Origin of the sequence: Streptomyces sp. SAI-135, from assembly GCF_029893805.1 — a bacterium.
In the GTDB taxonomy this organism is placed as follows: Bacteria; Actinomycetota; Actinomycetes; order Streptomycetales; family Streptomycetaceae; genus Streptomyces.
Map to the genome: position 1 here is coordinate 26,611 of NZ_JARXYP010000002.1, position 11,075 is coordinate 37,685.

At 68.9% G+C, this 11,075-nt stretch carries 12 protein-coding genes; 3 read left to right on the plus strand and 9 right to left on the minus strand.

Features of this window, described 5'->3' with window-relative positions; all coding sequences use genetic code 11:
• The first annotated feature begins 32 nt into the window (after positions 1-32).
• On the plus strand, positions 33-428 hold the full coding sequence (locus M2163_RS04925) for an NUDIX domain-containing protein (RefSeq protein ID WP_280893177.1): 396 nt from the start codon (positions 33-35) through the stop codon (positions 426-428).
• 334 nt (positions 429-762) lie between these two features.
• On the plus strand, positions 763-951 hold the full coding sequence (locus M2163_RS04930; protein ID WP_280893178.1) for a hypothetical protein: 189 nt from the start codon (positions 763-765) through the stop codon (positions 949-951).
• Positions 952-1,130: 179 nt separating this feature from the next.
• Here M2163_RS04930 and M2163_RS04935 read toward each other — a convergent pair whose 3' ends face one another.
• Both M2163_RS04935 and M2163_RS04940 read right to left on the minus strand, forming a co-directional pair.
• The gene (locus tag M2163_RS04935) at positions 1,131-1,427 is read right to left on the minus strand and encodes a hypothetical protein (RefSeq protein ID WP_280893179.1); all 297 of its coding nucleotides are present in this window, start codon (positions 1,425-1,427) and stop codon (positions 1,131-1,133) included.
• Complete coding sequence (locus tag M2163_RS04940) at positions 1,424-1,621, minus strand: toxin-antitoxin system HicB family antitoxin (RefSeq protein ID WP_280893180.1); 198 nt, start codon at positions 1,619-1,621, stop codon at positions 1,424-1,426. Before M2163_RS04940 ends, M2163_RS04935 begins: the two co-directional genes overlap by 4 nt.
• Positions 1,622-1,880: 259 nt before the next feature.
• Here M2163_RS04940 and M2163_RS04945 point away from each other — a divergent pair, with 259 nt between their 5' ends.
• On the plus strand, positions 1,881-2,429 hold the full coding sequence (locus M2163_RS04945; RefSeq protein ID WP_280893181.1) for a tetratricopeptide repeat protein: 549 nt from the start codon (positions 1,881-1,883) through the stop codon (positions 2,427-2,429).
• 469 nt (positions 2,430-2,898) lie between these two features.
• Here M2163_RS04945 and M2163_RS04950 read toward each other — a convergent pair whose 3' ends face one another.
• From M2163_RS04950 to casA, 7 genes are all read right to left on the minus strand, one after another.
• A complete protein-coding gene (locus M2163_RS04950) occupies positions 2,899-3,309 on the minus strand; it encodes a hypothetical protein (protein WP_280893182.1) in 411 nt (136 codons plus the stop codon).
• A gap of 293 nt (positions 3,310-3,602) precedes the next feature.
• Positions 3,603-4,073: a hypothetical protein gene (locus tag M2163_RS04955; RefSeq protein WP_280893183.1), complete on the minus strand. Its 471-nt coding sequence runs from the start codon at positions 4,071-4,073 to the stop codon at positions 3,603-3,605.
• 1,477 nt (positions 4,074-5,550) lie between these two features.
• Positions 5,551-6,336: a type I-E CRISPR-associated protein Cas6/Cse3/CasE gene (gene cas6e, locus M2163_RS04960; RefSeq protein ID WP_280893184.1), complete on the minus strand. Its 786-nt coding sequence runs from the start codon at positions 6,334-6,336 to the stop codon at positions 5,551-5,553.
• A complete protein-coding gene (gene cas5e / locus M2163_RS04965; RefSeq protein WP_280893185.1) occupies positions 6,336-7,052 on the minus strand; it encodes a type I-E CRISPR-associated protein Cas5/CasD in 717 nt (238 codons plus the stop codon). The genes cas6e and cas5e overlap by 1 nt, the downstream gene beginning before the upstream one ends.
• Positions 7,049-8,242 (minus strand): type I-E CRISPR-associated protein Cas7/Cse4/CasC, encoded by a 1,194-nt coding sequence (cas7e, locus tag M2163_RS04970; RefSeq protein WP_280893186.1) that lies wholly within the window; start codon positions 8,240-8,242, stop codon positions 7,049-7,051. The genes cas5e and cas7e overlap by 4 nt, the downstream gene beginning before the upstream one ends.
• Positions 8,239-8,931, minus strand: a complete 693-nt coding sequence (gene casB / locus M2163_RS04975) for a type I-E CRISPR-associated protein Cse2/CasB (protein ID WP_280893187.1) — start codon at positions 8,929-8,931, stop codon at positions 8,239-8,241. Before casB ends, cas7e begins: the two co-directional genes overlap by 4 nt.
• Positions 8,928-10,631: a type I-E CRISPR-associated protein Cse1/CasA gene (gene casA / locus M2163_RS04980; protein WP_280893188.1), complete on the minus strand. Its 1,704-nt coding sequence runs from the start codon at positions 10,629-10,631 to the stop codon at positions 8,928-8,930. Before casA ends, casB begins: the two co-directional genes overlap by 4 nt.
• Positions 10,632-11,075 lie beyond the last annotated feature (444 nt).

Consider the following 11,075-nt stretch of genomic DNA (forward strand, 5'->3'; position numbering starts at 1 on the left):
TCGAGGGAGACAGAAAGAACGATGATGCCTGCATGTCTCTCTCCCCGGTCGCTGGCGCGGTGATCGTGCACTCTGGCCGTCTCCTCCTGATGCGCCGCGCCTCCCCGGTGGGTGTCCTGCTGTGGACGTTTCCCTCGGGGAAGGTCGAGCCGGGCGAGTCCGCGAGCGAGGCAGCGGTGCGTGAGGCCGGCGAGGAGGTGGGCGTGTCGGTGGCTCCGCTGGTGGTGTTGGGCTCGCGGGTGCATCCGCTGTCGGGGCGACGGGTGGTCTACGTAGCCTGTCGGCTGCTGGCCGGAGAGGCGCATGCGGCGTCGCAGCGGGAGGTCGCGGAGGTGGCGTGGGTGGACGGCGGCCGGCTGGCCGAGCTGGTGCCAGACGGGCTGTATGGGCCGGTGCAGGCCTGGGTCGACGGGCGACTCGCTGGATGAAGGCACACCTTCCACCCCGAGCAATGATCTTCATTGGTAGCAAGGGCCTGCTCACGTTCCTAGCGGGCCGGCGACAAGCAGTTCGTCGAACTCGTCGATGAGCGCGCCGTTAGGCGCTGACCTGATGTCAGAGCACGATGCCGTCCGAATATTGAGACGGTGGCGTTCGTGCGCCCCCTTGTACACCAGCACAGCAGGAGAACCGGCGCTGCGATCGACGCCATGGAGGGTAGGCCTTGGGTAACCACCTGTGATGGCCCCGGCGCGTGTTCCTGGCTTCCCAACCTGAAACGCGCCGAGGCCCAAGCTCAGGCGAACCTGAGAGGAGAAGTACATGGAAGTACCTCAGTGTGTGGATGCCCCGGGAGCGGGCTCGGCACACGATGTGAAGGGGTTGCACGTCATCGTCGTCATGGTGCTGATCACGGTGATCGTGCTCGCATGCGCCGACGTGAGCCCTGAGTGGCTTTCCGGCGCTGCCGCACTGGTTGGCGTATTGGCGGGCAAGGCCCAGCGCGGCTGACAGCCAGCCGCTGTCCGGAGTGAGCCTCCGTCTCGTCTTCCACGAGGCGGAGGCTCGTGCCTGTCACCCAAATCTTCCGCCTCGACGATCAAGGCGAAGTTGACGAAGGCCGCCGAATCAGCGGCCTCTGGGGAGCGGCCGGCGTATGGCCTTCGCAGTACCGGTCCCCTGTGGGGCGGCTACAGGTCCAGGGCGGCGCGCAATGCCTGGTCGACGCGGGCCATCGCCGCGGGGTCGACTTCGCCGAGGAGTTTCGCGCCGTCGAATCGGGCCAGCCTCAGTTGCTGGAGGTTGACGGCGACCGCGGTGCACGGGATCGGATCTCCGATCACGACTGACATGGCCGTATCGGGATAGCGGCCGGAGGGATGCAGCACGATCGCGACCACCGCGCCGTAGGCCTCTTCCAAGCCGGTCAGGGAGACGATCAGGACGTTGCGCCCGTCGCCGAGGGTCCAGATCTCTCCTCGTCTCACAGAGTGTCTCCCTCGTCCGCCAGGTCGTCGCCGAGACCCAGCGCGGCAAGCTGGTGCGCGGCGTCGAGGGTGGCGGCACGGCGAGCGGCGCGCACGACGTACTGGTTCACGCTCAGGCCAGCCTCCGAGGCAGCCGCCTTGATCGAGGGAGCCAGCTCATCAGGGATCCGCAGGGTCATCGTGGTGACAGGCATGACCTCAGAATAGCCACCATTTGGCGGTGGCGTAAGTCAGTGGCATCGGATGGTATCCCCTTGGCGGTAGCGGTCGGCTTCGCTCTCGCCGTCTCGAGATGCTGCCACTCCCCGGCAGGACCGGCTCTGCGTACGGCAAGCTCCCCGGTCTTGCTGGCCCAACAGCCGGCCTGTTGCCTGGACTACGTCGGATCACGTACCCAGGGACGCAGCCTTGTTGGGAGGAAGCTTGGCTCCATGGCTGGTCCAGGGGCTGGGTATGCTGATCAGCCGGCACGGACTGGGACGCCTCCTCACCGACGCGGGCCGACCGCGCGAAGCCGCCCAAGAACTGCAGACGGCCGTCGAGCACCTGACGCAGACCCTGGGCGAAGACCATCCGATGGCCCTCAAGGCCCGCAGTGATCTCGCCCGGGCGAACAGCGAACGCGGACAGACCGCTCGCGCCGAACGTGAGCTTTCTGCCACCCTTGCCGATCAGCTGCGCATCCTTCATGCCGACCACCGTGACGTGCTCGCCACCCGCAGCCGAATCGCAGCACTCTGGCTGTCCCAACAGGGGCGCCTGGACGCAGCCGAGGAGGAATTGCGCGCCGTCCTGTCAGCCCAGACAAGCGTCCTCGGCGACGACCACCTCCACACCCTGATCACCCGCAGCCTCCTCGCAGTCGTCCTCCGCGACTGCGGAGAAACCAACGCTGCAGCAGCCGAGTACCAGGCCGTCCTCAATTCACGACAGCAGCTGTTGGGCCAAGATCACCCCGCCACTCGCACAGCCCTACAAGCCCTCCAACAACTCCAGACCTGACCTGGCCCGCATCGCCTCAGCGGGCATTCTTTGGTGAAGATGCGTCCCATCTCATCGATCCAGGCCTGGACTTGCAGCGTCTGGTCGTCGGAGGCGGTGCCGCTGGTGCCGACCGCCACGCTGGCGGCACCGACCGGACCTCCGGCGGTGACTGCAACGGTGCCCCCGGTGAGCATGGCCCCGCCGTAATCATGGGGATCCTGATGGTGACGCCAGTGATCGCGAGGGTCAGGTCCAGCCCGAAGACGATCGTGGCGATGCAGCCCAGCACGTCCAGGAGACTCACCCCGCTCGCTGTCACACGGGCCGCGCCCGTGGCGACGGCCGTCGCGCCGTCGGCGTGAACGTGTACGCCGACACCGGTGGGCATGAGGACGTCCCGGTCACGGCCCAGGTGCTGATGTCGGTCATGTCGAGGGTGACGGCTGCGGCCATGCCGGACGTGGCAGCACTGGTGCAGGGCGATCAGTCACAAGCGCGCAAGTCGCCACAGATGGGTTCCGGCTCGCGCCTTCTCTGCAGGCATCTCGCGCACCAGGTGGTACAGATTCTCGAAGTACTCCTGCCATCGGTTGGGATCCGGCAGATCGTTCCGTGCTCGCTTAGCGCGCTCTGCCTGCACTAGCGGCTCCAGGCGTTCCCACACCGAGATCACGGACCCACCGAGGTAACCGGAGACGGGGTCAATATCTACTACGCCGTGGGTGACTAGCGCCCCGAGGTTGTCGTAGAACCAGGCCAGTTCACGCACCAGATCCCGCTGAGACTCGGGGAGCGCCTCTAATCCTGCGGACAAATCCCAGTCTGGCGACTGCTCGTAGACGACCTGCCGAGCCTGAGCAAGATAGGCACTTCGATGCTCACGGAACAGATCCACCAAGACAGGCAGCGTGTTTGCGTGCTCGGTCAAGCGCAGCTGTCGAACGGGACGAGACCGGACACACCCAGTGCCATGACTGAGACCACGATCGCTGCAATCTCCACTTCGCCCCCCGAGGTAGTCAGCTCCTGCCATGTCGTTTCCCGATCACGAGAGAGTCAATGCCGGTCCGGTCCCCGGCAGCACCGCGTCCGCACAGCGCGCTCACTGCATGGCGGGCTGGAGGCCACCCGCCTGCAAGGGGTACACGTGTTGGCGGCCTCGCCGACGACGCGCACCTCGCTGGCGCAGCATCAGTCGATCGTTCGGGCAGCCGCGTCGAGGAATGCTCGTACCGCCTGCTCGAACTCGGACTCGATCACGATGAGCTGCTGCCGGTCTTCGGCTGCGTCGATCGCGTCGACCTTGGCACGTACCGCGTCCATCAAGGGACGGAGCACCGGATCGTCTGCCACCAGTTGGAGACGGAAGTCGGCGGTATCGGCTGCGGCTCCCAGTCTGTCGCTCTCCACCCGCGCTGCCCTGTAGGCGTCTTCGTCGCGCGGGGAGGTCCGACGGTGGAACCACACGGTGATCAGGCCACGCTTGAGTTCCGACACGGCGCTGGCATACCCGCTGTAGGCGGCCAGACGCTCCTGGCGCAGGCGCTCCTGCCGAGACGCGGCGTCCGCGCGTTCCGCGATGCGCCGCTGGAACAGGTAGGTGCTCAGTGAGCCGATCAGGGTGCCAGCCACGGCAACCATGCTGGCCAAGACGGCTTCCACGAGTCGACCACCTTCCATGCTGACTGGGCCGGATTCGCCTCCAGGACAGGATCTGGCCCGCCGCTCGGGGGAAAGCGGCGGGCCAGAACGTGCTCCACGGTGCCACAGCCGACCCGCCGCGAACGCCTTTGTCGGGGAAGTCGCCTACGGATCGGCTGGATGCGCACCACAGACCGTACGAGGCGGCCAACCTTGGCGACCCCCTGTGTCAGGAGAGGTGAAGCTGCCCCAGCAGCCGGCCGCGGTCGGCCCGGGCTGCCACCAGGTCCGCCAGTTTGCCGGCGTCGTGCGGGGTGCTCGGGAGGCCCTACGCCTCAAAGTACGCACCTGATCGTGGACGCGGGACCATCCCCGCGTGCGCGGGGAGCAGTTCTTCGCCAGCCACGCCAAGTCCTGGCCCGTGGGATCATCCCCGCGGGTGCGGGGAGCAGTTGTCGTGGAACATCTCCTCCAGCTCGGAGTCGGGACCATCCCCGCGGGGCGCGGGGAGCAGAGCATGGGCATCGACCCGGCCCGCATGACGTGGGGACCATCCCCGCGGGGCGGGGAGCAATTCGAGTCCGGCTTCACGGGCACGATGACCGCGGGACCATCCCCGCGTGCGCGGGGAGCAGGCGCCGTAGACACCGAGGCCCTGCACGTAGCGGGACCATCCCCGCGGGCGCGGGGAGCAGGACATCAAGAACAACCCGCGCGGCGTGTTCCAGGGACCATCCCTGCGGGTGCGGGGAGCAGACCTCCGTACACCCCAGGGGGTTACCCATGGGGGGACCATTCCGGCGGGTGCGGGGAGCAGGGACGAGGTCAGGATGAGGTGAAACCGGTCCGGGGGACCATCCTCGCGGGCGCGGGGAGCAGACCTGCTGCTCGTTCCAACCGAACCACACCATAGGGCCCTCCCCGGGCGGCCGCGGCGAGCACGCGAGCCACTCCGCCTCGGTGCCGACAAAGCCGGGACCCTCCCCCGGACGCGGGGAGCAGTCTCTCGACGGTGCGCGCCGGTCGGACCTGTAGGCCCCGCAGACGTGGGGAGCAGGTCGCCCGTATGGCCACCGGGGACGACATCCGCAGGACTATCCCCGCCAGCGTGGGGAACAGGACACCTCTCTCGCCGACCCAGGCGACACCTCGGGACCATCCCGGCGGGCCCAGGGAGCAGTCCTCGTAGGGGTTGTGCTTGGTGTCGTGGATGGGGCCATCCCCGAGGGCGCGGGGAGCAGGATGCCTGGTACGTCCTCACCGACGACCCGGCGGGACCATCCCCGAGGGCGCGAGGAGCGGGGCCCGGCATGACCAGCGCGGAGTACCAGTCGGAACCATCCCCCGCGGGCACGGGGAGCAGTACTCGTAGTTCCGGTAGCTCCGGCCGTCGTTGGGACCATCCCCGCGGACGCGGGGAGCAGGTTGTGCCGCCTGCTGACCCAGATGAGAGCTGGGGCCATACCTGCGGGCGCGCCGGAGTGTTGGGAGACCGCGGTCATGGTGTCTGCCGGGCGAGGGGTGCGAGGGTGATGAGGCCGCAGCCGTAGGCCTTGGCCCGGCCAATGCCCTGGGCGAGGGTGCGGCGCAGGGCTTGGGGGTCGGTTACTTCGAGTCGGCCGTCGAAGGTGACGGTAACGAGGTTGACCGGCTTGCCTTTTTTGACCCCGTTGGGGTTTCGCGTTTTGTCGAAGGAGAGGGCTTTGTGGTCGTGGACGGTTAGTTCGTAACGGTCGCCGTAGTGCTCTTGTTTGCCGTGGTGGGTGGTGCCGCTTGGTAGCAGCCGCTGGTTGTCGGCCTTCTCGAGGATGCGGAATCCGCAGCGGTCCTGGCGCTCGAGGAGCCACCTCATTTGGTGGATGGGGGTGAGATGGGCGGTGATTTTGCGTGGCTCGTTGTCGTGGCGGCGGATGGTGTGGACCGGGTTTGCCGTCAGCTGGAAGGCCCACTGGCCGCCGGCGGTCAGGCGGTCGAGGAAGGGCGCGTACGCCTTGGTCAGCCATCCGGGTACTGGGGGGTCGGCTGTGGCCGCCGCGGGCCAGCCGGCCTGTTCTACGAGGTGGGTCAGGTCTGGGCGGTGGGGGCTGACGATGTAGAGGAGGACTTCGGCGCGGGCCTGGTGGTCCAGGCGCCACAGGACCCGGGGCCCGTCTGGTGGTGGTGTGTCGGTGGGCAGCAGGGCGGGGAATGAGGACATGACCGCGGCGTGCATGCTCTGTGGCGAGGACAGCAGGCGCCTGGCGCCGGGTCGGGCGGTGTTCAGGCGGAAGCGGGTGAGGTACATCAGCTGTTCTCGTCCTCTAGTGCATCGAAGGGGTCGTGCTGCAGTCGAGCTGGGGTGGTTCCTGGCAGCGGCACGGTGGTGGTGACGACGGTGCGCAGGGTGTGGCGTCGGTGGGCGGCGGCGAAGCTGAGGGGCTGGTCGCGCAGGGTATTGGCGGCACCGTGTTCGTAGGCGGCTGCTTCCCGCAGGACGGTCAGTGTCTGGGGCGGGCTGGAGCGGTGCTGTCTGCGGTACCAGGCGGAGGCCTGCCAGGGCACGTGCTGAAGGGCATCCTCCAGGGTGCCTTCGTGCAGGCCGAGTTCGAGGGGTTGGGCGGGTGGGCAGGAGCGGCGGCCGAGGAAGGGCGGGTACACCGGGGCACGGAGCGCGGCGTCGAGTGCGGTGAGCAGGGTGTGGTCGCCTTCCAGGGCGGCGACGAAGACGGCGTCGGCGAGGTAGAAGCGTTCCGACAGCGGCATGGATTTGCCGGTGGCGCCGTGGTGTGCGGTGTGGAAGTCGCGGATGCGGGTGCCGGGCTGGTCGATGCGCACGCCGAAGCGCAGGGCGGCCAGCGGGGCCAGCCGCGCCTGGTCGTCGCGGTCGATTCCCTGGGCGGCGGCGAGCAGGCCGATGACGGCGCTTTTGGTGGGGGCGGACTCGGTGGTGCGGCGGGTGAAGCGGGAGGAGGCCCCCCAGGATTGCAGGGGGCCGGCCAGCCGCAGGGCGAGCACGCTCATGCGGGCTGCTCCAGCCGCTCGACAACGGCCTGGCCGACGGCGGTGATCAGTTCGGTGAGGGTGTCGGACTCGGTGCCGAGGTCGGCGAGTTTGAGGGTGTTGGGGCCCACCCGCAGGATCCAGGTGAGGGTCGTGTCGTGTTGGCCGTAGGCGCGTTCGATGTCGGGGATGTAGGCGGCGAGCCGGTCGGCGGCTTCCCGTACGTGGCCGCCTTGGTCACCGCGGATCGGATCCTCGAAGGCGGCGACGAAGCTGATGGGGCGGGTGGTGCGGAGCTTGACGATGACGGCGTCGGGCAGGGTGTGATGCCCGAATGTGTTGATCTTCCCGGTGGGCAGGGAGGCGATGAAGCCGTGGATGAACGCCTCCAGCGCGCGCCGTACCGGCTCGGTGCGGGGTTCGTCCTCGCGCAGGCCGTGGCCGAGGTTGGCGGCGAGCTGATGCACGCCCAGGGCCGCATACCGGTAGAGGGTGGCGGAGTTGAAGTCGATGGTGCCGATCATCCCGGCGCCGGTCTCCTCCTCGGTGTTCTCGTCGTCGACGGCGGTGTAGTAGTCGGACTCGGTCTCCACCCGGTGGACGCTGATGGCGTGGGCGACCTGGACGGCAGCGTCGACGTTGAAGTCGGCGGCGTCGGCGACCATCCGGCCGAACAGGGCGATGTCCACGGAGTGGCGGCTGTCGGCGAGGTCCTTGGCCCGGTCCTTGTTCTTCTTCTCCTTGAAGAACGCCGTGATGTCGCCAGCTCCCTCGATGGCGAGGCGGGCCAGACCGTCGAGCTGCCGGGCACTCAAGAAGACGAGATACTTCGCCTCCGGCGCCGGAGCAGTCCCGGATTCCTTGGCCGCATCGGCTTTCCGCTTGGGCACTTCGGTCTTCAGGCCGGCCGCTTTCACCGTCTCGTCCGCGATCGTGAGCGCCTGCTCATCGTCGAGGGCGGCATCGAGTACGGTGATACGCCGGGCAAGGACCTCCACGATCTTCTTGGTCCGCACGCCGAGCTCCTCGGGCTGCAGCAGCTGCTCGCCGGAGAAATGGGTGCGGGTGGCCCGCTTCCAGGCCTGGCTGGACACGCGGGCACGCGGTACGCCGCCGTAGATGGCTGTTTTCGGGGCGCCGGTGTCGTCGCGGTTGAGGTTGCTGGGCGGGACGGTCTGCAGGGCGTGTATGTCCAGGAAGATGCGGGTCACGAGGCGTCCTTGTCACGGTCCGGGCTGCTGACGGTGTTGTTGGCGGTGGTGGCGTTGTCGCCGGGGGCGGGGGGTTCGTGTTCCTGGCGTGCGTGGAAGGAGCGGCCCCACTCACGGCGGACCTGGTCGGCGCCTGCGGGCCACTGCCAGGCGTACAGCTGCCCGGCGAGCAGGCCGTAGTCGAGGGGGATGTCCGCACGGCGCAGCAGAACGACCAGGTCCCGCAGCCGCTGGGACAGCGAGGTGAGGTCGGCTGCCAGGCCGGCGCGCACCAGGCGTTTACGGACGGGCTCGTCGATACCGTCCGGCGGCATCAGACGCCGCACGGCCGCGCCCAGGCCGGCCGGCCGCCGGGCGGTGTGGGGGCGGTGCATGCCAGCGGGGCGGGATTGCTGGTGCAGCGCCCACAGGGTCAGGGCTACGTGCAGGGCGTCTTCGGCGCGGACCAGCTCCTCCTCGCGCAGCGGCCGGACGCCGTCCAGGCGGGCGTGCAGCGCGGTGGTGTCGACCAGCGTCCACAAATCGGGGAGCTGTCCGGCGTCCCGGCCCGCGCCGCGCCGCAGACGGGCCAGTGCGGCCACGTCCTTGGGACGGTCGCGCAGATAGCCCTCCTGCCAGATGGTGATGCGGGCAGCAGCCAGTTCGGCTACCCGCGCACGGACGGTGGGTGGGTCGGTGGCGGTCGTCATGCGGGCACCTTCGGGTCGGTCATGGCCGGGTCGGGTGGAGGCGGCGAGCCGTCGGCAGGGGGCCGCTCCGAGCCGTTCGGCCGGCCCAGCGCCGTGGCCAGGCGGCCGCGGAACCACCGGTCGGCCAGACCGGCGTTCAGCCACAGCGCGCCGCTCTTGGCGGGGATGGTCCTGCCCTGCCAGGCGGCCTGCCCGGCCTGGGCGATGAGGCGGTCCCCGAGCCGGCCGACCAGTTCGTGCACGCTCTGCTGCCAGACAGTGCGCTGCTCGAACGGGTCACCGGCGTCCGCCAGGCCGGCAAGCCAGGCACGGTAGGGGTTCTCCAGGGCGGCGAAGCCCAGGTCCCGGGCCGCCGCCCGGGCCCCCTCTCCCTCGGATCCGGCCGCGCGGGACAGGTCGGTGGCCAGGTCCCCCATAACGCGCACCGCCTGGTCGGCGTCCTCGGCGGCGCCGATCGCCTGGCGGGCATAGGTGCGCTCCTGGCGGTGCAGCAGCAGCACCGGCATCGCCAGATGGTCATCCACCAACTCGTCGATCACGGACTGCTGGGTCCCGTACGAGGCGCCGATCACGCGGGCCCTGATGAGGAAGTCACGCGGCAACTCCCCCTCGGTGACCAGCCGGGCGATCCACTCCAGCACCCCGGGCCGCAGATACGCAGCCGCCTCTGCGCCCTGGCCCGCTTCCGCGCGGTCGGCGACCAGCGAGGCCACCCCCCGCCAGGCCGAGCGGGCCGGATCATGCTCGCGGGGCAGATAGACGGGCGACTGGCGCAGCTTCTTCTCCTGCGCCTGACTGCGCCGCCAGGCGGTCATCGGCTCCCGCCGGTGCATGTTGCGCGAGGCGAGCGGATCCCCGTAGCCGAGCACGACCCCGGTGACGCCGTCGGGGTCGTAGTGCAGGCGCAGCCGGCGCGACTGCCACGTGTACAGGTCGCGCAGCCCGGTGGGCGTGCGCTCGCCGCCTGACGGCCCGCACGGCTCGCGCCGCCAGGCCGGCCGGTCACCTGCCGGGAACTCCAGGGTGTCGGTGTCGGCCGCGATCAGATTCAGCAGCAGCGTCTCGCGCAGGCTGTCGCCTTCCGCGAAGACGGCGCCGAGACCGCCCGCCCAGCCGGTGCCCAGCGGATACACCTTGCCGCCCTTGACCCGGTCGTCCCCGACCGCACCGGACTTGATGCCCGAGGTGTCGTAGGCGTGCGCGTGTACCACCCAGCGGGCCGCCTCGGCAAAGGTCAGACGCTCCACCGTCGGCATCCGCGCGGTGAAGAACGGCTCCCCGTTGGGCACATCGGCCACGATCCGGTTGAGGGAGAACACCTCGTCCTTCGCCGTCCGCAGCCCGGCCGTCTGCAAGAACGGGGCGAGTGGGTCCAGGAGGTTGAAACGCTCACGGTGCGCATCCAGATACGCGTCCACCGCGGTGAAACACTGCGGGTCGGCCCACAAGTCGGCCCAGTCCTCCAGATCGTCCGGGCCATCGAGGGCGTCATGGGCGATGGCCAGCAGCAGGCGTATCAGCGCGAACTCCTGCGTCGGCAGATCCCCGACGATGCGGCGCACCGCGCCGGCCTGAGCGAACACCTGCCGCAGCGACAACTGCACCTGCCGGCCGTCATCGGTGAGGACGTCGATCCACGGCCGGCTCGTCAGATCGAATAACGGAACACCGGCCGTGCCCTCCCCCGGCGGTTCAGCCACGGGCCACCTCCAAGCCATCAGTTGGGCTGTAACGGAGGTGGAAGCCTGCCAGAGGGGTCTGACATCCGTGCCGAGCAGACGAATCGGCTACATCAGCCGTGTCATCAAATGTCCTCGATGGACTCTGACCGCCCCTCACGCACGGGTCCATGACCAGGCAGGTTGTTCCAACGCGGGCTTTGGAGTACCGCATGGAGTCTCCAATCCTCTAGAGTGCGCTCACTCATTCAGCAACAGTCTGAAGGAAGTAGGGAGTTGGAGAAGGTTGAATGGTTGGATTCGGTGGATCCTGGTGACAACCGCTGTTGTCGTGATCTTCTGGTTAGGCCTCATGCTGGGCCGCTGCCTCCCGTTGGGAGGTGCCGAAGACGAAACCGCCAGATGGAGCGTGGCCACAGCTCTAGCGGGCTCGATCTCGGCTGTAGCGGGTCTGCCTCTGGCCCG